The organism is Variovorax paradoxus, assembly GCF_030815975.1.
In the GTDB taxonomy this organism is placed as follows: Bacteria; Pseudomonadota; Gammaproteobacteria; order Burkholderiales; family Burkholderiaceae_C; genus Variovorax; species Variovorax paradoxus_N.
Genome location: NZ_JAUSXL010000002.1, coordinates 1,370,860 through 1,391,563, shown reverse-complemented (window position 1 = coordinate 1,391,563; position 20,704 = coordinate 1,370,860). Strand labels below are relative to the sequence as shown.

The 20,704-nt window shown below is 69.3% G+C and carries 20 protein-coding genes; 5 read left to right on the top strand and 15 right to left on the bottom strand.

What is annotated here, in order from left to right:
- Positions 1-25: 25 nt before the first annotated feature.
- The 3 genes from QFZ47_RS10255 to QFZ47_RS10245 are packed head-to-tail and all read left to right on the top strand — an operon-like array spanning position 26 to position 5,576.
- On the top strand, positions 26-1,171 hold the full coding sequence (locus QFZ47_RS10255; protein WP_307655544.1) for a ligase-associated DNA damage response exonuclease: 1,146 nt from the start codon (positions 26-28) through the stop codon (positions 1,169-1,171).
- The gene (locus QFZ47_RS10250) at positions 1,168-2,823 is read left to right on the top strand and encodes an ATP-dependent DNA ligase (protein WP_307655543.1); all 1,656 of its coding nucleotides are present in this window, start codon (positions 1,168-1,170) and stop codon (positions 2,821-2,823) included. The genes QFZ47_RS10255 and QFZ47_RS10250 overlap by 4 nt, the downstream gene beginning before the upstream one ends.
- Positions 2,820-5,576, top strand: a complete 2,757-nt coding sequence (locus QFZ47_RS10245) for a ligase-associated DNA damage response DEXH box helicase (protein ID WP_307655542.1) — start codon at positions 2,820-2,822, stop codon at positions 5,574-5,576. The genes QFZ47_RS10250 and QFZ47_RS10245 overlap by 4 nt, the downstream gene beginning before the upstream one ends.
- Before the next feature lie 10 nt (positions 5,577-5,586).
- On the opposite strand, the gene trxC is transcribed toward QFZ47_RS10245, so the two are convergent.
- Positions 5,587-6,039 carry a thioredoxin TrxC gene (gene trxC / locus QFZ47_RS10240; RefSeq protein ID WP_307655541.1) on the bottom strand — a complete coding sequence of 151 codons (453 nt, stop codon included), beginning with the start codon at positions 6,037-6,039 and terminating at the stop codon, positions 5,587-5,589.
- 77 nt (positions 6,040-6,116) lie between these two features.
- On the opposite strand from trxC, the gene pdeM reads away from it, so the two are divergent.
- Positions 6,117-6,803, top strand: coding sequence for a ligase-associated DNA damage response endonuclease PdeM (pdeM, locus tag QFZ47_RS10235; protein ID WP_307655540.1), 687 nt, complete (start codon positions 6,117-6,119; stop codon positions 6,801-6,803).
- A 124-nt stretch (positions 6,804-6,927) separates the two neighbouring features.
- Here pdeM and QFZ47_RS10230 read toward each other — a convergent pair whose 3' ends face one another.
- The 3 genes from QFZ47_RS10230 to QFZ47_RS10220 are packed head-to-tail and all read right to left on the bottom strand — an operon-like array spanning position 6,928 to position 8,984.
- Positions 6,928-7,452 (bottom strand): TPM domain-containing protein, encoded by a 525-nt coding sequence (locus tag QFZ47_RS10230; protein WP_307655539.1) that lies wholly within the window; start codon positions 7,450-7,452, stop codon positions 6,928-6,930.
- A 2-nt stretch (positions 7,453-7,454) separates the two neighbouring features.
- Positions 7,455-8,378, bottom strand: coding sequence for a TPM domain-containing protein (locus QFZ47_RS10225; RefSeq protein ID WP_307655538.1), 924 nt, complete (start codon positions 8,376-8,378; stop codon positions 7,455-7,457).
- 12 nt (positions 8,379-8,390) lie between these two features.
- Entirely contained in the window at positions 8,391-8,984 is a 594-nt protein-coding gene (locus tag QFZ47_RS10220) for a LemA family protein (RefSeq protein WP_307658920.1), read from the bottom strand.
- 55 nt (positions 8,985-9,039) lie between these two features.
- Between QFZ47_RS10220 and QFZ47_RS10215 the strand changes: the two genes are divergently transcribed.
- On the top strand, positions 9,040-9,792 hold the full coding sequence (locus QFZ47_RS10215; RefSeq protein WP_307655537.1) for a hypothetical protein: 753 nt from the start codon (positions 9,040-9,042) through the stop codon (positions 9,790-9,792).
- On the opposite strand, the gene QFZ47_RS10210 is transcribed toward QFZ47_RS10215, so the two are convergent.
- Genes QFZ47_RS10210 through QFZ47_RS10160 form a run of 11 tightly spaced genes read right to left on the bottom strand, consistent with a single transcriptional unit; the run spans position 9,789 to position 20,575 of the window.
- Entirely contained in the window at positions 9,789-10,607 is an 819-nt protein-coding gene (locus QFZ47_RS10210; protein WP_307655536.1) for an ABC transporter permease, read from the bottom strand. The two genes, QFZ47_RS10215 and QFZ47_RS10210, sit on opposite strands and share 4 nt — an antisense overlap.
- On the bottom strand, positions 10,604-11,509 hold the full coding sequence (locus QFZ47_RS10205; RefSeq protein ID WP_307655535.1) for an ABC transporter permease: 906 nt from the start codon (positions 11,507-11,509) through the stop codon (positions 10,604-10,606). Before QFZ47_RS10205 ends, QFZ47_RS10210 begins: the two co-directional genes overlap by 4 nt.
- A 22-nt stretch (positions 11,510-11,531) precedes the next feature.
- Positions 11,532-12,647 carry an ABC transporter ATP-binding protein gene (locus QFZ47_RS10200; RefSeq protein ID WP_307655534.1) on the bottom strand — a complete coding sequence of 372 codons (1,116 nt, stop codon included), beginning with the start codon at positions 12,645-12,647 and terminating at the stop codon, positions 11,532-11,534.
- Positions 12,644-13,690, bottom strand: coding sequence for an ABC transporter substrate-binding protein (locus tag QFZ47_RS10195; protein ID WP_307655533.1), 1,047 nt, complete (start codon positions 13,688-13,690; stop codon positions 12,644-12,646). Before QFZ47_RS10195 ends, QFZ47_RS10200 begins: the two co-directional genes overlap by 4 nt.
- A gap of 40 nt (positions 13,691-13,730) precedes the next feature.
- A complete protein-coding gene (locus tag QFZ47_RS10190) occupies positions 13,731-14,705 on the bottom strand; it encodes an isopenicillin N synthase family dioxygenase (RefSeq protein ID WP_307655532.1) in 975 nt (324 codons plus the stop codon).
- Positions 14,706-14,711: 6 nt separating this feature from the next.
- The gene (locus QFZ47_RS10185) at positions 14,712-15,416 is read right to left on the bottom strand and encodes a cysteine hydrolase family protein (protein WP_307655531.1); all 705 of its coding nucleotides are present in this window, start codon (positions 15,414-15,416) and stop codon (positions 14,712-14,714) included.
- Positions 15,413-16,345, bottom strand: coding sequence for an ABC transporter permease (locus QFZ47_RS10180; protein WP_307655530.1), 933 nt, complete (start codon positions 16,343-16,345; stop codon positions 15,413-15,415). Before QFZ47_RS10180 ends, QFZ47_RS10185 begins: the two co-directional genes overlap by 4 nt.
- A complete protein-coding gene (locus tag QFZ47_RS10175; RefSeq protein ID WP_307655529.1) occupies positions 16,342-17,493 on the bottom strand; it encodes an ABC transporter permease in 1,152 nt (383 codons plus the stop codon). Before QFZ47_RS10175 ends, QFZ47_RS10180 begins: the two co-directional genes overlap by 4 nt.
- On the bottom strand, positions 17,486-19,018 hold the full coding sequence (locus QFZ47_RS10170) for an ABC transporter ATP-binding protein (RefSeq protein ID WP_307655528.1): 1,533 nt from the start codon (positions 19,016-19,018) through the stop codon (positions 17,486-17,488). The genes QFZ47_RS10175 and QFZ47_RS10170 overlap by 8 nt, the downstream gene beginning before the upstream one ends.
- 16 nt (positions 19,019-19,034) lie before the next feature.
- Positions 19,035-20,129, bottom strand: coding sequence for a BMP family ABC transporter substrate-binding protein (locus tag QFZ47_RS10165; RefSeq protein WP_307655527.1), 1,095 nt, complete (start codon positions 20,127-20,129; stop codon positions 19,035-19,037).
- 59 nt (positions 20,130-20,188) lie between these two features.
- Positions 20,189-20,575: a VOC family protein gene (locus QFZ47_RS10160; protein ID WP_307655526.1), complete on the bottom strand. Its 387-nt coding sequence runs from the start codon at positions 20,573-20,575 to the stop codon at positions 20,189-20,191.
- Positions 20,576-20,704 lie beyond the last annotated feature (129 nt).

Genomic DNA, 20,704 nt, shown 5'->3' with positions numbered 1-20,704 from the left:
CCGCGCCGGCCTACGATGTCGGGCCATGACCGCGCCGCTGCCCCACAGTTCCGCTTTGCGCCCTGGCGACCTCGTGGTGGCACGGCCCGAGGGGCTCTACTGCCCGCCCGGCGACTTCTACATCGACCCCTGGCGGCCGGTAGCGCGCGCCGTCATCACGCACGCGCATTCGGACCACGCGCGCGCCGGCCACGGCCACTACCTCGCGCACACCGACAGCGCCGGCACGCTGCGCACGCGGCTCGGCGCCGACATCGCGCTGCAGACGCTGCCGTATGGCGAAGCCATCGAGCACCACGGCGTGCGCGTCTCGCTGCACCCGGCCGGCCACGTGCTGGGCTCGGCGCAGGTGCGGCTCGAACACGGCGGCCGCGTCTGGGTGGCCTCGGGCGACTACAAGACCGAGCCCGACGGCACCTGCGCGCCCTTCGAGCCCGTGCCCTGCGACACCTTCATCACCGAGTCGACCTTCGGCCTGCCGATCTACCGCTGGCCCACGCAGGCCGTGCTGTTCGCCGAGATCGACGCCTGGTGGCGCGCCAACGCGGAGGCCGGCCGCGCATCGGTGCTGTTCTGCTATGCCTTCGGCAAGGCGCAGCGCATCCTGCATGGCGTGGATGCCTCCATCGGGCCGATCGTGGTGCACGGCGCCGTCGAGCCGCTCAACGCGGTGTACCGCGCCGCGGGCGTGGCCTTGCCCGGGACGCTGCGCGTGACCGATGCGGGCGTCGATGCCGCGCTGCTCAAGCGGGCGCTGGTGCTGGCGCCGCCCTCGGCCCAGGGAACGCCGTGGATGCGCCGCTTCGGCCACCATGCCGACGCCTTCGCGAGCGGCTGGATGCAGCTGCGCGGCACGCGCCGCCGGCGCGGCGTGGACCGCGGCTTCGTGATGTCCGATCACGCCGACTGGCCCGGCCTGCAGCAGGCCATCGCGGGCACGGGCGCCGAGCGGGTGTTCGTCACACACGGCAGCGTGGCCGTGATGGTGCGCTGGCTCAGCGAGAACGGATTGGAAGCGCAGGGCTTCAGGACCGAGTACGGCGACGAAGATGATCAAGAGACTCCCTCCCCTTCCGGGGGAGGGTTGGGGAGGGGGCAAGCGGCGCTCGATGTGGACGCTGCCAGCCCCCATCCCGACCTTCCCCCAGCGGGGGAAGGAGCAAAGCCATGAAGGACTTCGCCGCGCTCTACCGCGAGCTCGACGCCAGCACCTCGAGCCTTGCCAAGCAAGCCGCGCTGCAGCGCTACCTGCGCGAAGCCGATCCGGCCGACGCGGCCTGGGCCGTGTACTTCCTCGCCGGCGGCAAGCCGCGCCAGCTCGTGCCCACCAAGCTGCTTCGGCTGCTCGCGCAGGAGGCGGCGGGCCTGCCCGAATGGCTGTTCGACGAGAGCTACGAGGCGGTCGGCGACCTGGCCGAAACCATCGCGCTGCTGCTGCCACCGCCCACCGAGGCGCACGACCTCGGCCTGGTGCGCTGGGTCGAGGAGCACCTGCTGCCGCTGCGCGAAGCCGGCAAGACAGCGCCCGACGAACTCCCCGCGCGGCTGCGCGCGCAGTGGCGCCAGCTCGCGGCCGAAGAGCGGCTGGTGTACTTCAAGCTCATCACCGGCGCCTTCCGCGTGGGCGTGTCGAAGCTGCAGGTCACGCAGGCGCTCGCGGGCGTGGGCGGCATCGATCCCAAGCGCGTGGCGCAGCGCCTCATGGGCTACACCCACATCGGCGGCCGGCCGCGCGCGGACGACTACCGCGCGCTGATCGCGCCGGAGTCGGGCGCGGAGCAGGTGCAGAAGACCAGCGGGCAGCCCTACCCGTTCTTTCTCGCGCATGCATTCAACCTGCCGCTCGAGCAGTTCGATGCCGCGCTCGGCCCGCCGGCCGACTGGATCGTCGAATGGAAGTGGGACGGTATCCGCGCGCAGCTGGTCAAGCGCGCGGGCGTCGCCTGGCTGTGGTCGCGCGGCGAGGAACTGGTGACCGAGCGCTTTCCCGAACTGGCCGTGCTGGGCGATGCGCTGCCCGACGGCACGGTGCTCGATGGCGAGATTGCCGTCTGGCGCGACGACCGCGTGCAGCCCTTCGCGGAGCTGCAGCAGCGCATCGGCCGCAAGACGCTGGGCGCGAAGCTGCTGCGCGAGATCCCGGTGGTGCTGCTGGCCTACGACATCCTCGAATGGGAAGGGCGCGACCTGCGCGCGCTGCCGCAATCGGAGCGCCGGTTGCTGCTCGACGAACTCGTCACGCGCATGCAGCACCCGTCGCTGCTGCCGAGCCCGATGCTCACCGGCATCGAGTGGAGCGACTTCGCACGCCAGCGCGAAGCGGCGCGCAGCCTGGGCGTGGAAGGCATGATGCTCAAGCGCCGGAACGCGCAGTACGGCGTGGGCCGCACCAAGGACGTGGGCGTGTGGTGGAAGTGGAAGATCGATCCACTCAGCATCGACGCCGTGCTCGTCTACGCACAGCGCGGCCACGGCCGGCGCGCGAGCCTCTACAGCGACTACACCTTCGCCGTCTGGGACGGCCCGCCCGAACAGGAAGGCCGCAAGCTCGTGCCCTTTGCCAAGGCCTATTCGGGCCTGACCGACGCCGAGATGGCGCGCGTGGACGCGATCATCCGCAAGACCACGGTCGAGAGCTTCGGCCCGGTGAAGAGCGTGGCGCCCACGCTGGTGTTCGAACTCGGCTTCGAGGGCATCGCGCGCAGCGCGCGCCACAAGAGCGGCATCGCGGTGCGCTTTCCGCGCATGCTGCGCTGGCGCGAGGACAAGCCGGTGGCGGAGGCCGATACCTTGCAGACGCTCGCTGCGCTGCTGCCGTCATGACCGCGCCACCGGACCCCGCATTTCTCCCTCCCCTCCCGGGGGAGGGCCGGGGTGGGGGCAGGCGGCGCATCAAGGATCAGCCGCCTGTTGTCGAAGGCCGCGAGCCCCCATCCCAGCCTTCCCCCGGAAGGGGAAGGAGCAAGGCAGCAGCAGTCAAGGCGGCGCTCGATGCCTGGTTTGCAGCGCGGGGCTGGAAACCCTTCAAGTTCCAGCGCGACATGTGGAAGGCCATTGCCGAAGGCAAGTCCGGCCTGCTGCATGCGACCACCGGCGCGGGCAAGACCTACGCAGTGTGGCTCGGTGCGCTGCAGGCGTTCTCGTCGGCGGCACCGCCGCCCTCGCGCGGCGGAAAGACCGCGCCGCCGCCGCTCACCGTGCTGTGGATCACGCCCATGCGCGCGCTCGCGGCTGACACGCTGCGTGCGCTGAAGCAGCCGCTCGAAGCCATCGGCGCCGAGGTGCATCCCTGGAGCGCCGGCGCGCGCAGCGGCGACACCTCGGCGGCCGAGCGCAGCGCACAGAACGAGCGCCTGCCCACGGTGCTCGTCACCACGCCCGAGAGCCTGTCGCTGCTGCTCGCGCGCGCCGATGCGAGCGAGGTGCTGGGCCGCGTGAAGATGGTGGTGGTTGACGAATGGCACGAGCTGCTCGGCAACAAGCGCGGCGTGCAGGTTCAGTTGGCGCTCGCGCGGCTCAGGCGCTGGAATCCTTCGTTGTGCGTGTGGGGCATGTCGGCCACGCTGGGCAATCTGCAGGAGGCCATGCATGCCTTGCTGGGCGATCAAGACGGCGTGCTGGTGCAGGGCGCGGTGCCCAAGAGGTTAATTGTCGATTCGCTGCTGCCCGGCCGGGCCGAGCGCTTTCCGTGGGGCGGCCACCTGGGCCTCACGATGCTGCCGCAGGTACTCGACGAGATTGCCGTCAGCAGCACCACGCTGGTGTTCACCAACACGCGCTCGCAATCGGAGATCTGGTACCAGGCCATGCTCGAGGCGCGGCCCGAATGGGCCGGCATCATCGCGCTGCACCACGGCTCGCTCGACCGCGCGGTGCGCGAGTGGGTCGAGCTCGGCCTGAAAAGCGGCGAGCTCAAGGCCGTGGTCTGCACTTCGAGCCTGGACCTGGGCGTCGACTTCCTGCCGGTCGAGCGCGTGCTGCAGATCGGTTCGCCCAAGGGCGTGGCGCGGCTGCTGCAGCGCGCGGGGCGCTCGGGCCATGCGCCGGGCCGGCCGTCGCGCGTCACGCTCGTGCCCACGCACAGTATCGAGATGGTCGAAGGCGCCGCGGCGCGCGCGGCCATCGCGGCCGGCCACATCGAGGCGCGCCACACGCCGGTGCAGCCGCTCGACGTGCTGGTGCAGCATCTGGTGACCGTGGCGCTCGGCGGCGGCTTCGTGCCCGACGAGCTGTATGCCGAAGTGCGCGGCACCGCCGCCTATGCCCAACTCTCGCCCGATAGCTGGGCGTGGTGCCTGGCCTTCGTGTCGCAGGGCGGGCCTTCGCTGGCCGCCTATCCCGACTACCGCCGTGCGGTGCCCGATGCAGAGGGCGTCTGGCGCGTACCGGACGCGCGGCTCGCACGGCGCCACCGCATGAACATCGGCACCATCGTGAGCGACGCGAGCATGGCGGTGCAGTACATGGGCGGCGCAAAAATCGGCAGCGTCGAGGAAGGCTTTGTCGCGCGCATGAAGCCCGGCGACTGCTTCCTGTTCGGCGGCCGGCTGCTCGAACTCGTGCGCATCCACGACATGACGGCCTGGGTGCGGCGCGCCACCGGCAAGCGCGCCGCGGTGCCGCGCTGGAACGGCGGGCGCATGCCGCTGTCGACCACGCTGGCCGACGCGGTGGTGCAGCAGCTCGCTCTGGCCGGCGAGGGGCGGTACGCATCGCCCGAGCTGCAATGCGTACGGCCTCTGCTCGAGATCCAGCAGCAATGGTCGGCCCTGCCCACGCCAGAGACCCTGCTGGCCGAAACGCTCGCCACGCGCGAAGGCTCGCACCTGTTCCTCTATCCCTTCGCGGGGCGCCATGTGCACATGGGCCTGGCGAGCCTCTTGGCCTGGCGCGTGGCGCAGCACGAGGCGCGCACCTTCTCCATCGCAGTGAACGACTACGGCTTCGAGCTGCTCAGCGCCACGCCGGTCGACTGGCCCACGCTGCTGCCTCAGGTGCTGCGCCTGCCGCAGGGCGAGGATGCGCATGCCACGCTGCTGCACGAGGTGCTGGCCTCGCTCAATGCGGGCGAACTGGCGCAGCGCCGCTTCCGCGAGATTGCGCGTGTTTCGGGGCTGATCTTCCAGGGCTATCCGGGCGAGAAGCGCAGCAGCAGGCAGCTGCAGGCCTCGTCCTCGCTGTTCTGGGAGGTGTTCCGCAAGTACGACCCCGCGAACAAGCTGCTGCTGCAGGCCGAGCAGGAGCTGCTTGCGCAGGAACTCGAGATCGGGCGCCTGGGTGCCAGCCTGGCGCGCATGGCGACTCAGCAACTCGTGCTGAAGCCGCTCGAGCGGCCGACGCCGTTCTCGTTTCCGCTCATGGTCGAGCTGTTCCGCGAGAAGCTGTCGAACGAGAACGTGGCCGACCGCATTGCGCGCATGGTCGAGCAGCTTGAAAAAGCCGCGGGCGGCGTGGTCACAGCCGGCGGCGTGGAGCGCGTGAAGAGCACGCTGGCGTTCGGCCAGGAAGGGCCGGGCAAGCCGAGCGCGCCGCGACGCGAGCGCAGGCGGCCTTCGCGGCCCCTGCCGCCGCTCTGAGCCGCTCAGTTCAGCCCGCGCCGCGCGCCTTGACCCAGCGCACGATGTCCGCCGCGCCCATGGCGCCAGCCTGGCGCGCCACTTCGCGGCCGCCGCGGAACAGCGCCAGCGTCGGGATGCTGCGGATATTGAAGCGCGCGCCGAGCGCCGGCACGGCTTCCGTGTCGACCTTGGCCAGCCGCACCCGCGGTTCGAGCTGGGCCGCGGCCTGTTCGTAGCCCGGCGCCATCTGGCGGCACGGGCCGCACCAGGGTGCCCAGAAGTCCACCAGCACCGGGATTTCATTTCGTGCAATGTGGCGGTCGAAGGTCTTTTCGTCCGGCAGCGCGGTGGAGTGGCCGGTGAAGAGCGCGCGGTGGCAGTTGCCGCAGTCGGGCGCACTGCCCAGTTGCGCCGCGCGCACGCGGTTGGTCGTGTGGCAGTGCGGGCAGACGATGTGCAGCAAGGACGATTCTTCGGTCATGCCGAAGAACTGGGGCTCGCGGGGGTGAATTGCAAGACGGCCGCAGGCCCGCCCATCTTTTGCGACACTCGTTGCCCGTGACCGCTTCGAATCTTCCTTCCGCATCGGCGCTCCCGGTCCAATGGGCCGGCGAACTGTTGCATCTGTTGCCCGAGCACGCCATCTGGTGGCCCGATGGCCGCGTGCTGTTCATTGCCGACCTGCACATCGGCAAGGCCGCGACCTACCGCGCACTCGGGCAGCCGGTGCCGGGCGGCACCACGCAGCAGAACCTGGCGCGGCTCGACGCGCTCGTCGCGGCCCATGCGCCGCAGCGCATCGTGTTCCTTGGCGATTTCCTGCATGCGGCGCAGGCGCGCACGCCCCAGGTGCTGGCGGCGCTTGCGGCCTGGCGCGCCGCGCATGCGTCCATCGGCATGACGCTGGTGCGGGGCAACCACGACAGCCGCGCGGGCGATCCGCCCGCCGCGCTCGGCATCGAGGTGGTCGACGAGCCCTATCTGCTCGGCCCTTTTGCCTGCTGCCACCATCCGCAAGCGCATGCCACGCATTTCGTGCTCGCGGGGCACCTGCATCCGGTGTGCAGGCTGCATGGCCCGGGGCGCGACAGCGTGCGGCTGCCGTGTTTCGCGAGCGATGCGCAGCAGGCCGTGCTGCCGGCTTTCGGCGAGTTCACGGGCGGGTGGCTGATGGAGCGCGCGCCGGGGCGGCGTTTCTTTGCCGTGGGCGGAGAAACCGTGTGGGCGCTGCCGCCGTCGGACTGAGGCATTTGCTCCTTCCCCCTCCGGGGGAAGGCTGGGATGGGGGCAGGCAGAGCGTGCCCAGTGTCAACGCCGCTTGCCCCCACCCCGGCCCTCCCCCGGAAGGGGAGGGAGAAAAGAAAAAGCCTCAAAGAACCACGGGTTCGTCCGGCAGCTCGTTCGTGTCGGGTTCGTTCTCGGCCAGCGGAAAGTGCGCCACCAGCAAGGCCGACATTTCTTCCAGCGCCTGCGTGAGCCCATCCTCGAAGCGGCCTTCGCGGAACGCCGCGCCCATGCGCTGCGCCATCGCGACCCATTCGGCATCGTCGACGCGCGCATCGATGCCGCGGTCGGCCACGATCTCTATCGCATGCTCGGCCAGCAGCAAGTAGATGAGCACGCCGTTGTTGTGCGCGGTGTCCCACACGCGCAGCTTGCCGAACAGCGTGACGGCGCGCTCGCGCGCCGAAGCGTTGCGCCGCAGGTAAGACCATGGCAGGCCCGCCTCCACGCAGATTCGGATCTCGCCGCTGTGCCGGCGCTCGCTCGCGGCCACGCGCGCCGCGAGGCGTTCCATGGCGGCATCGGGCAGCACGCGCCGCACATCGGCCTCGTCCATCCACTGGTGGCGCCAGATGCGGGCCAGCTTCGAGAAAAGCGTTGCCGATGCCATGCCTACCAGTCCCCCGAGGCGCCGCCGCCCCCGAAATCGCCGCCGCCGCCGGAGCTGAAGCCACCGCCGCCACCGCTGCTGCCACTGCTCCAGCCGCCGCCTCCACCACCGCCCCAGCCGCCGAATCCGCCACCACCGCCGCCGCGGCGTCCCGGGCTCGATGCGGCCACGGCCGAGAACAGCGACACCATGAGCGCCGCCATGCCTGCCAGCACCGCGATGACGATGCTGGTCGTGATGAGGAAGGCAATCACGCCGATGCCGCCGCCCATGACCACCGAGCCCAGCTTCTTGCCGACGATGGAGCGCACGATGGGCGCCGCAATGAAGACGCCGACGAACAGGAAGATCGCGAGATTCTCCCAGTCGATGCCTTCGCTGGAATCCTTGTCGCTGCCGCTGGAAGGCGCGGGTAGCGCCTCGCCGTCGACCAGCCCGATGAGCCGGGCCACGGCCGCGTTCAGCCCGCCCGCGAAGTCGTTGTTGCGAAAGCGCGGCTTCATCTCCTCGTCGATGATGCGGATGGCCGCGAGGTCGGGCACCGCGCCCTCGAGCGCCTTGGCCACCTCGATGCGCATCTTGCGATCGTTCTTGGCCACGATCACCAGGATGCCGTCGCCGACCTCCTTGCGCCCGATCTTCCAGGCATTGCCGACGCGGTTGGCGTAGCTCGCAACGTCTTCGGGCTGCGTGGTGGGCACCATCAGCACCACCATCTGCGAGCCCTTGCGCTGCTCGAATGCGGCCAGCTTGGCTTCGAGATCGGCGCGCTCGGATTCGGCCAGCGTCTGCGTCTGGTCGATCACCCGCGCCGTGAGCGCGGGAACCGGCAGCAGGCCCTGCGCCCATGCCGGTGCCGCAACGCCGGCCCACGCCGCCGCCAGCAGCAAGGCGGCCAGCGCGCGGCGGATCAGGGCGAGGGCCATCAGGCGGCCGTTTTACTTTTTAGGCGTACTGAAGTCGACCGTCGGCGGCGTCGAGATCTGCGCTTCGTTCTGCACCGAGAAGTTGGGCTTGGGCTGGTAGCTGAAGATCTTGGCCGTGATGTTGGTCGGGAAGCTGCGCGCCAGCACGTTGTATTCCTGCACCGTCTGGATGTAGCGGTTGCGCGCCACGGTGATGCGGTTCTCGGTGCCTTCGAGCGTCACGCGCAGATCGCGGAAGGCCTGGTTGGCCTTCAGCTCCGGATAGCGCTCGACCGTCACCATCAGCCGAGACAGCGCACTCGACAGCTCGCCCTGCGCCTGCTGGAACTTGTTGAAGGTCTCGGGGTTGTTGAGCGTCTCGGGCGAGACCTGGATCGAGGTGGCCTTGGCGCGCGCCTCGATCACCTTGGTGAGCGTGTCCTGCTCGAAGCTGGCTTCGCCCTTCACGGTGGCCACGATGTTGGGCACCAGGTCGGAGCGGCGCTGATACTGGTTGAGCACCTCGCTCCAGGCCGACTTGCTGGCCTCGTCGAGCGACTGGAACTGGTTGTAGCCGCAGCCGCTCAGGGACAGGGCCGCAGCAAGAATCAGGAGCCAGCGTTTCATCATCGTCATTTGCATTACCTCCGCAGAAGGAAGCCGAAGTTAGCATAGAAGGCTCATGGCCCTCGATCCTCTCCAAGCCCTGCAGGGCGCGAACCGCGCAGCAATGCCCGCTGCAGCGGCAAGCGCCGGCACGCTGCTGATGGCCGGCGCGACCGGCGCATTGGGCCAGGAGCTGCTGCGCCGGCTTGCGGGCAGCCACCGTTTCGCCCATGCGCGCGTGCTGGCATGCGAGCCGATCCGCGATGGCCTGCGCGGCGTCGAGACCTGCCTCGTCCCCGGCCTGCCGATCGCGCAATGGCCGCTCACCTCGGCCGACAGCGCGGTCATCGCCTTCGATCCGCCGCGGCTCTACCACGACCGAGAACGCGCGCTCTGGGCGCCGCAGCCTGCGGACCTGCCCGAACTCGCGCGCTGGCTGCGCGCCTGCGGCGTGCGGACGCTGGCCATCGTGCAGCCGCACGACCAGGGCAAGTTGCCCGAGGCGCTCAAGCGCGGCCTCGCGAGCCTCGACGAGCAGGCCGTGGTCGCCAACGGCTTCGACCGCGTGATCCTCGTGCGTTCGGCGCGCAAGCCGCTCCATGCAAAGTTCGCCAATCCCGCCGAAAGGCTCGCGGCCTGGATGCTCTCGATCGTGCGCTTCATGGTGCCGACGAGCGAGCAGCCGGTGCGCGCGTCGAAGGTGGCCGAGCTGGTTGACCTGGCGCTGCGCATCGCGCCGCCGGGCGTGCACGTGGCGGCGCCCGAGCTGGTGTGGGAGTCTGCGCAGGGCGACATGCAGGCCGTGGCCCGCCGCTGGCTACAGCCCTAGCCGAAACGCAGCGAGCGCAGCCCCACGGTGCGATCGACCCAGACGACGGCCACCAGCGTGACCACGATGCTCACCGTCGACACGGCCGCAGCCGTCGGATCGAAGTCCCAGCGCAGGTAGTCGAACAGCTGCAGCGGCAGCGTCGTCATGCCGATGCCCTTGAGCAGCAGGGACATGTTGAACAGGTCGAACGAGATCACGAATGCGAACAGCGCGCCCGTGATGATGCCCGGCTTGATCAGCGGCAGCGTCACGCGCACGAAGGCCCGCCACGGCGAAGCGCCGAGGCTGCGCGCGGCCTGCTCCAGCGAGCCGTCCTGGTTGTAGAGCGACGACGCGACGTTGGTGAACACATAGGGCAGGGTGACCAGCACATGGCCCACCAGCAGCCCGAACATCGTGCGCGTGCCGACGCCGCTCGCGTACAGGAAGAACAGCAGCGCGATCGCCGTGAGAATCTCGGGCAGCATGAGCGGCAGCATCAACAGCATGCGCAGGCCCTCGCGCAGCCGCGTGGCATGGCGCACCACGTAGAGCGCGCCGGCCACGCCGATCACGGTTGAGCACACGGTCGCGATCGCCGCCACCTGCAGCGAGGTGCCGATGGCGCGCATGAAGGCCTCGTTGGCGAACAGCGCGCCGAACCAGCGCAGCGAGATACCCTGCGGCGGAAAGGTCAGGAACTCGCCTGCGTTGAGCGACATCAGCACGATCACCGCGATCGGCAGCAGCAGGAACACGTAGACCGCGCCGACGTACGCCAGGCCGATGGCATCGGCCACGCGCGAGGCCAGGGGCTTGCGCTTCGTTCTCATTGCAGGCCCTTCATGAAGCGCCCCGTGAGGCGCGCATAGACCCACACCGCCACCATGCCGCAGGCCGAGAGCACCAGCGCCTGCGCCGCCCCGGCGGGCCATTGGAAGTTGTCGATCAGGTTCTGCACCACGAGCACCGACATCGTCTTGACCTGCGCCCCGCCCAGCATCACCGGCGTCACGTAGGCGCTCAGCGTGAGCACGAACACGAGGATGGTGCCGGCCTGGATGCCGGGCCACGACATCGGAAGAACGAGCCGCCAGAACACCTTGAGCCGGGAGGCGCCGAGCGAGCGCGCGGCCTGCTCCAGCGTCGGGTCGATGCTCTGGATCACGCCCACCAGCGGCAGGATCATGAACGGCAGGAACACATGCACCAGCGCGACCGTCACGCCCAGGCGGTTGTTCATGAGCTGCAGCCCGGTCTCGACCAGACCCAGATCGATCAGCACGCGGTTGATCACGCCGTTGCCCGACAGCAGGATCAGCCAGCCGAAGCTGCGCACCACCACGCCCACCAGGAGCGGCGACAGCACCAGCACATACAGCAGGCTGCCCCAGCGCGAACGCGTGCGCGCCAGGTGGTAGGCCACGGGGTAGCCCAGCAGCAGGCAGATGGGCACGGTCGTCGCGCCGAGCAGGAGCGTGTCGGCCAGCACGCCCAGGATGTAGCCGTCGCCGAGCGCATGGGCGTAGTTGCCGAGCGTGAAGCCCGCGCCATAGGGTGCCCCCACGGCCGTGGGCCGCAGGCTCATGGCGATGATGTTCAGGTAGGGCAGCACCAGGAACACGCCGATCAGCACCAGCGCGGGTGCGATCAGCCAGAACGCGCCGCGTCCCGGGCGCGCCTTGCGCCGGGCGCTGCTGTGCGGCGGCGCTTCGGCGGTCATCACGGCGCTCATCGGTGCACCCTTGGCGCTGCGCTCATGGCGCGGCCGCGATGATCCAGGCGTGGCCCGGGTCGAAGGCAAAGGCCGCCTGGGCGCCGGCGTCCAGGCGCCGGGCCGGCGAGGTCTGCACCAGCAGGCCCTGGCCACCGGCGCACTGCACCGTGTGCTCGACCGTGCTGCCGAGGAAGTAGGCCGACTGCACGCGTCCCGCGTAAGGCCCGTCGTTGCGAAAGCGGATCGCCTCGGGGCGGATCGTCACATGCACCGGCTGCCCCGTCGCAAGCGGCTGGTCGTGGCTTGCCGGCACGCTGCCGAGTGCGGTGCTCACGCGGTAGGTGGGATACGGACCGGGTTCGTCGGTCCGGCCTTCGACGCTGCCTTCGATGAGGTTCGAGCGGCCGATGAAGCGCGCCACTTCCACGCTGCGCGGGCGCATGTAGATCGCCTCGGGAACGTCGAACTGCAGCAGCTTGCCGCCGAGCATCACGGCCACGCGGTCGGACATCACCATGGCTTCCGACTGGTCGTGCGTCACGTAGAGCGTGGTGATGCCCACGCGCTTTTGCAGCTCGCGGATGAACACGCGCATGTCCTCGCGCAGCACCGCGTCGAGGTTCGCGAGCGGTTCGTCGAGCAGCAGCAGGCGCGGTTCGATCACCAGCGCGCGCGCCAGCGCCACGCGTTGCTGCTGGCCGCCCGAGAGCTGGCGCGGATAGCGCTCGGCCAAGGCGGTGAGCTGCACCATCGCGAGCACGTCGTCGATGCGGCGCTTGCACTCGGCCTTGCCGATGCCGCGCATCTCCAGGCCGAATGCCAGGTTGCGCCACACCGTCAGGTGCGGAAACAGCGCGTAGTTCTGGAACACCATGCCGATGTCGCGCTTCTCGGGCGGCAGGTCGGTGATGTCCTCGTCGTTCAGGCGCACGCGTCCTTCGTCGGGAAACTCGAACCCCGCCACGCAGCGCAGCGTGGTCGTCTTGCCGCAGCCGCTCGGACCCAGCAGCGAGATGAATTCGCCTTCCTCGGTCTTGAGGTCGAGGTGCGCGATGGCCGGCGCGGGTGCATTGTCGAAGTGCTTGCGCAGGCCGTCGAGCGACACCCGCGTGGTGCGGCGGCCCGTGGCGGCGCGCGCGTGGGCGGCCTCGCTCACTTCATCTCCCGGTTCCAGCGGTCGGTGATGGCCGCGACCTGCGGGTTCACCTTGGCCCAGTCGAACTGGAAGATCGACTTCATGCGGTCCCCGCTCACCGGCACGTCCTTGGCGAGGTCGGGCGGGAGCTTCGAGCGGGTGTTGGTCGGCGAGGTGAAGAACTCCTTGGCCATCATTTCCTGCACGTCGGGGCGCAGGATGAAGTCGAGGTACTTGTAGGCCTCTTCCTTGGCCGACGCATTCTTCAGCACGTTGAACGACTGTTCGAAGGCCAGCACGCCCTCGGTGGGCACCACCATCTCCACGGGCACGCCCTTTTTTTGCAGGGCCACGATCTCGGGGAAGTCGATCACCGCCACCGTCACGTCGCCGCGCGTGAGCATGGTCGACAGCGTGCCGCTCCAGTCGGCCTGCGTGAACGGCAGGAGCTTCTTGATCTCGGTGAAGGCGCGGTCGATCGCGTCCTGCGAGCCGCCGTAGAGCTTGGCCGTCATCAGCAGGAACAGCATCGCGGCCGTGTTGCCGATCTGGTAGAGCCCGATCTTGCCCTTGAACTCGGGGTTGCTCCACAGGTCCGACCACGACTTGGGCGGCGTCTTCACCAGGTCCTTGCGGTAGCCGATGCCGATGGTCGAGACAATGCCGCGCACCCCGTTGTCCTCGGCATTGCGCAGGATCGGGTACACGTTCGCGAGGTTGGGCACCTTGGCCGCGGGAATGGGCTCGAAGTAGCCTTCGGCACGCACCAGGCTCGCGATGTTCTCGTTGACCATCAGGATGCTGTAGGGCGGCTTGGCGACGCCGGCTGCGCGCAGGTTGGCCACGAAGTTCTTGCCCAGGCCCACGTCGAGCGTGGTTTCCACGCCGGCCGATCTCATGAACGTGGGCATCAGGTCGGAGCGCCAGAATTTTTCCCAGCGTCCGCCGTAGGTATTGACGACGAGATTCTGCGCGGCGAACGACATGCCCGGCATCGCGAGCGCGGACATGCCGGCTGCGGCGGCCATGGCTTGCAGGCAGTCGCGGCGGGAGAAGGCTTTCATGGTGGAGTCCTGGGAAAAGAAGAGAGAAAGAAGAGGCCGTTCAGGCGTTCGCCGGCTTGCGGTAGGCGTAGTTCTTGTCGAGCCTCTCGAGCAGGTACTCGCCGTAGGCCACCGGCTCGTAGCGGGGCGGATGCTGCGCGTCGGTGCAGGTCGGCAGGCATTCGATCAGCGCGTCCATGCCGGGGTCGAGGAAGTAGGGCAGCGAATAGCGGTCGCCCCCCGAGCGGTTGATGACGCGGTGCGGCGTGGACACGAAGCGGTCGTTGGTCCAGCGCGCGAGCATGTCGCCGACGTTGAGCACGTAGGTGTCCGGAATCGGCGGCGCCTCGATCCAGTCGCCGCCGCGCGGGCGCACCTGCAGGCCCCCGGAGTCGTCCTGCGCGAGCAGCGTGACGATCCCGTAGTCGGTGTGGGGCGCCGAGCCCATCTGGTCGTCTTCGACCGTCGGCTGCGGGGGATAGTGCAACGCGCGCAGGAAGGTGGTGGGATGGTCGAAGTGATGGTCGAGCGCGGTGGCCTCCAGGCCGAGGCTCATCGCGACCAGGCGCACGATGTAGCGGCCGAGCGCGTCGACCTCGCTCACGTACTGCGTCATGGCGGGCTTGAAGCCCGGCAGCCATCCGGGCCACTGGTTCGGCCCCTGCATCGGCAGGCCGGCGAGAAGGCCCGCGTCGTCCGGCGGCAGCTCGTGCATGAGCATCAGCGATTCGCTCATGTTGGGCCGGGTGACCCTGGCCACCGAAGAGGTCACGATGGTCGAGGTGGCCATGCCCATGTAGCCGCGATGGAAGGCGTTGATCGCGAGGGAGCGCTTCTGCTCGAGGGTAGAGGCATGGAACTCGCGCGAGGCCGCAAAGGCCGCGTCGCGCGTGGCGCGCTGCACGGTGTGGCCCGCGATGTAGGCAAAGCCGATGGTGCTCAGCGCTTCGTGAAGCTGCAGGGCCGCCTTCCTGGCAGCGGGGACACCCGGGTCGAGGTTGCCGCCGAGGTCGACAAGGGGAATGGAGTTCGGCATCGGATGTCAGCGAATCGGGTTGACGGAAGAACGGAGGTCGCCGCGCCATCGGCCAAGCAGCTCGCGCGAGTCCATGACCAGCCCCAGGTGCAGCGACACCATCGCGAGTGCCGCGCCCTCCAGGTGCGCATCGGTGCCGCGCACCAGGTCGCGCAGCACGATCACGCGGTAGTTGTGGTTGCTGGCGTCGAAGGCAGTGTTGAGCACGCAGCAGTCGGTGAAGCCGCCGTTGAGCACCACCGTCTCGATGCGCTGGTTGCGCAGCAAGAAGTCGAGGTCGGTCGGGTAGAAGGCCGAGAGGCGCCGCTTGCTGTCCACGCGCATGTCGCCGGGCTCCACGCGCGTGACCCACTCGGTCCACTTCGAGCCTTCGATGGCGTGCGCGTCGGCATTGGGAATCGCGCCCACGTGCAGCGGAAAGGTGCGCCGCCATGCGGACGGAATGCCGCGGATGTCGTCCACGCCATCGGGCCGCAGCACCGACCTGATGTGTACGATGCGCACGCCCAGCGCGCGCACCGCGTCGTGGAAGCTGTCGATGGGCGCCACCACGTCGCGCGCCCGCGGCGCGGGGCAGGGGCAGTCGGGGCTGTCGTCCAGGTGGCCCCGGTGCATGTCGATGGAAACCACCGCGGTGGTGGCCGGGTTGAGGTAGTCGGCGAACTGCGCCGCGTCGAGCTCGCGCTCCTCGTTGTAGACCCAGGCCTTCATCGGCGTTCTTCCCGCACATAGGGTTGGCCCAGTGCACCGGGCTCTTCGTCGGCGCCGCGCCGCGAGAGCGCGACCCACACCATCACCCCGAGCGTCACCGCATAGGGCGTCATCATCACGAAGTACTGCGGCAGCTGCACGCCGGCCGCCGCGAGCTGCGGGATCAGCGCCTCGATGCAGCCGAACAGCAGCGCGCCCGCGAGCGCCTTCCACGGCGACCAGCGCGCGAAGATCACCAGCCCCACCGCGATCCAGCCGCGCCCACCGGTCATGCCTGCGATCCACAGCTTGGTGCTGACCACCGAGATGTACGCGCCTGCCAGTCCCACCAGCGCCGAGCCCGCGAGCACCGCGGCCAGCCGCCACATGCTGACGCGGATGCCGGCCGCATCGGCCGCCTGCGGGTTCTCGCCCACCGCGCGCAGCCGCAGCCCGGCCGAGGTGCGCGAGAAGAACCACGCCACCGCCAGGAAGATCGGCGGCGTGAGCCAGACCATCGCGTTCTGCTCGAACAGCCGGCCGGCGCCGGGCAAGAGCGACAGCGGCCACAGCCCCATCGCGCCGATGCCTTCGGTGGCATGGTTGGTCCATTCGGCCAGCGAGCCGACCAGCGCCGTGAGGCCCTGGCAGAAGAACACCAGCGCGAGCCCCGCGATCACCTGGTTCACGCGCAGCCAGATCACCATCGCCGCGAACAGCAGCGAGACCGCGCTGGCCGCGAGCATCGCGAGCACCAGCGACACGGCCGGCTGCCCCATGGCGATCTGCGCGCCGATGCCCGCAAGCGCCCCCACGAGCATCAGGCCTTCGGCGCCGAGCGACAGCACGCCCGCGCGCTCGCTGATGATCAAGCCCAGCGCTGCGAGCGCATAGGGCACTGCGAAGTCCGGCGTGCTCGCGAGCCAGTTCAGCACGATGCCGCCGCTCATTGCAGAGCCTCTCCGCCCACGCGGCGCAGCCGGTGCCGAATGAAGAAATCGCTGGCCGCCACGCACACCACGATGATGGCCTGGATCAGCTGCACCATCGAGAACGGCACCTGGTAGAACACCTGCAGGCTGCGGCCGGTGACGAACAGCGCCGCCACCAGCAGCGCCACCACGGTGGCCGCGAGCGGGTTGTTGCGCGCGAGAAAGGCAATCAGGATGCCCGAGAAGCCGTACCCCTGGTAGAAGGCCTGCGTGAGCCGCCCTTCCTGCCCGGCGGCCACCGCCAGGCCCGCGAGCCCGGCCATCGCACCCGACAGCAGCACGGCGCCGTAGATGGTGCGGCGCACCGGCACGCCATTGGCATGCGCCACGCGCGGATTGGCGTCGACGAAGCGCAGGTACAGCCCGGCGCGGCTCACGCCCACCAGCCACCACGCGAAGAGCGCCACCACGGCCGCGAGCACGATGGCGCTGCTCACGCCGGCGCCCAGTTCGGGCAGCCGCTCGAAGACGCGGAACTGCGGCGAATAGGGGAAGTTGTCCTTCGGGTCCTTCCAGCCGCCATAGACCAGGTGCAGCAGGAAGTTGGCCGCCATGTAGTTGAGCATCAGCGTGGAAATGATCTCGTTCACGCCGAGCCTGATTTTCAGCCACGCCGGCCCCAGCACCCAGAGCAGCCCGCAGCCGATGGCGGCCGCGAACATCAGCGGCAGGCGCAAGGGCTCGGGCCCGATCTGCCACATCGAAACGGCCGTCGCGCCGATGGCTCCCCAGATCATCTGGCCCTCGAGCCCCAGGTTCCAGAAGCGCGCGCGAAACGCCAGCGAGCCGGCCAGCCCGACGAGGATCATGGGCGCGGCCTGGAACAGCACGGCGCGAAAGTTCTGACCGTCGAAGAAGGTCTGCATCACGAACTCGTTGGCGAGCTCGTTGGCGGGAACGCCGGCCGCCACAAGAATGGCGGCGGAGATCGCAAGGCCCGCAAGAAGCGCCGCCGCAAGGATCAGCGCCTGCTGCCGCCATCCCATGTGCTGGCGGATCTCGAGCGCATAGCGCCGGCGCGCCAGCGGCTGGCGCCGTGCGCGGTGCGCAGCGTCCGGATCGGTCTGCGCCGGCTGCGCGATGGCCGCGAGCGTTGCGTCAACCATGGTCCACCATCGCCTGTCCGATCGCCTGCCGGTCGGCGGGCTGCGCGAACTCGCCGGCAATGCGCCCGCGCGTCATCACGCCCACACGGTCGGCCAGCTGCAGCACCTCGTCGAGGTCTTCGCTGATCAGCAGCACCGCGGCGCCGCCGTCGCGCGCCGCGCGCAGGCGCGCATGCACCTCGGCGCTCGCGCGCACGTCGAGCCCGCGGCTCGGGCTGTGCGCGAGCACCAGCGAGGGCGCCTTGCCGAACTCGCGCGCGAGCACCAGCTTCTGCGCATTGCCGCCGGACAGCAGCGCGGCCTTCTGCGCCACCGAGCGCACCCCCAGCACATCGAAGGCGCGCACCGCTTCCTGCGCATCGTCCTGGATGCGGCTGCGCCGCAGATGCCAGGCCGGGCCGTAGCGGCCGGTATGCACGCGGCCGATCGCGTAGTTCTCGGCCACCGAAAGGCTGCCCGCGAGCGCCAGCCCGTATCGGTCGGCCGGGATCGCGGCAATGCCCACGTTGCGGCGCTCGGGCGCGGCCATGGCCTTGAGATCGCCATGGCCACTCAGATGAATCTCGCCTTCGAGCGGTCCGCCGGCATCGGGCAGGCCCATGATCGCGCCGGCCAGCTCGCCCTGTCCGTTGCCGCCGACACCCGCCAGGCCATAGATTTCGCCCGCATGCAGTTCGAGGTCGACGCCGTCGAGCACGCGGCGGCCCTCGGGCGAAGCCGCCGAGCGCAGCCCGCGCACCGTGAGCCGCACTGTGCCGCGCGGCGACTTCGCCGCCTGAAAGCCTTGCGTGGCAATCGACTCGCCCACCGTGAGCTTCACGAGTTCGGCCACCGACGTGGCGCCCGGCTCCAGCGTGGCCACCGTGCGGCCGCCGCGCATCACCGTCACGCGGTCGGCATAGCTCTTCACGTCGGCCATCTTGTGCGTGACCAGCACCACGGCAGAGCCGCCGCGCGCGAGGCATTGCACGGTCTGCAAAAGGCGCGCGGCTTCCTGGTCGGTGAGCACCGCGGTGGGCTCGTCGAGAATCAGGATGCGCGCGCCCGCCAGCAGCACCTTGAGGATCTCGACACGCTGCTGTTCCGCGATCGAGAGCGCATCGATGCGCTTCGATGGATCGATCTCGAAGCCCAGCTCCGAGGCCTTGTTGCGGATGTCGCGCGAAATCTCGCGCAGGCGCTCCCCGTGGCTCTGGAACCCGGCCGGCGCCGGCGCGGTGAGCAAAATGTTCTGTGCCACCGTGAACGGCCGCACCAGCTTGAAATGCTGGTGGACCATGCCGATGCGGTGCCTGGCCGCATCGCGCGGTCCGGCAAAGCGCACCACGTTGTCGTCGACCAGCAGCTGGCCCGCCTCCGGTGCATAGAGCCCGGCCGCGATGTTCATCAGCGAGGACTTGCCCGCGCCGTTCTCGCCCAGCAGCGCATGCACTTCGCCCCAGCGCGCTTCGAAGTGCGCGTCGGTCAGTGCCGCAAAGCCGTCGAAGGACTTGCGGATGCCGGTGAGCTGGAGCGCGTTGGGCATCGGCCGGCCTGCTTGCTTACTTCTGCGTGACCACGCCCTTGACGAACCAGTCCATCTTCCAGAGCTCGGCATCCGACAGCACCGCGCCCTTGGCCACGCGCTCCTTGCCGTCGCGGTCGGCGAGCGGGCCGGCGTAGACCTGCTTGCCCTTCAGGATGGCGTCGCGCTCGGCCGTGATCTGCACGGCCTTGTCCTTGGGCACCGCGGCGCCGAAGCCCGCGATGTCGGTGCCGCCGTCCTTCATCTCGATGAAGGCGCCGTACTGGCCGGGCTTCCAGTTGCCGGCCATGATCTTCTTGAGCTCTGGCGAAAGGAAGCGGTCCCACACCCACACCGACGAGCACAGCGTGGCCTTGGGCGCGAACTGGCGCAAGTCGCGGTGGTGGCCGGTGCCGTACACGCCGCGCTCCTGCGCCACGATCTGCGGCGTGGGCGAGTCCACGTGCTGGCCGATCACGTCGGCGCCCTGGTCGATCAGCGCGGCCGCGGCGGCGCGTTCCTTCACCGGGTCGTTCCACGCGCCGGTGTAGATCACGTTGACGGTGGCGTTGGGGTTCATCTTCTGCGCACCGAGCGCAAAGGCGTTGATGGTCCAGTTCACCACGCCGAAGGGGTTGGCCGCGACGAAGCCGAGCTTGCCGGTCTTCGACGCCGCGCCCGCGGCCATGCCGCAGAGATACTGGCTCTCGTAGGTGCGGCCGTAGAACGATTCGAGGTTGCTGCCGTTGGTGGTGCCCGAGCCGTTGAGGAACGCTACATCGGGGTACTTGGCGGCCAGGTCCTTGAAGCTGTCGGAATAGCCGAAGGCGGTGCCGATCACGATGTTGGCGCCGCGCTGGATGAACTTCTCGGCCGCGGGCTTGATGGCCGATGCGTCCTCGGGCACGTTCTCGACGAACTGGATCTTCTGGCCGATTTCCTTCTCGACCTTCACGCGCGCTTCGTCGAAGGCCTGGGTCCAGCCGCCATCGTTCTTCGGGCCGAAGTAGAGCATCGCGATCTTAGGCTTGTCCTTGAGCGTGAAGCCGTCGGCGGCCGCCGCGGGCAGGGTGAAGAACGCGCCGCCGGCTGCGAGCGCCAGGGCGAGGCCGGGGGTGAGAGTGCGCAGCATGGAGCAGCCTTTCGTGGGAAGCGTGGGAATGACGGAGAGGAAAAAAATCACTGCGTGCGTCACATCATGAAGTTGATGCGAAACACGTTGCCCTCGGGATCGAGCAGCACCGACTGGTACCAGTTGTAGTAGGTGACGTACGGCGGCTTCACCAGCGTGGCGCCGGCCTCGAGCGCGACGGGCACCATGCGGTCGACCTCGTCCTTGCTGTCGACGTCGATGTTCAGCAGGAACTTCACGCCGCGCGTGTCGGAGAATTCGGCCAGGTGCAGCAGCTCGTAGGCATCGAGCGCGTTGAAGCCCAGGCTCGACTTGCCAGTGTCGAGTCCGCGAAAGATCGGCGAGCGGATGGCCTCGATCTCGGGGAAGCCGAACACGCGCTGGTAGAAGCCGCTGAGCGCGACCACGTCCTTTGCGAAGACGTTGACGTAGGAGAGATGGGGCATGTCAGGTGCTCATTGCTTGTGTTCGGCGCTGTTGTTCTTCGCGCTCTTGTTCTTGGCGCTGTTGTTCAGGGCGCGTGCACAGGCCACCGGGTACTCCCCTCCGCGAATGTCCCCCGGCTTCGCCTCCTC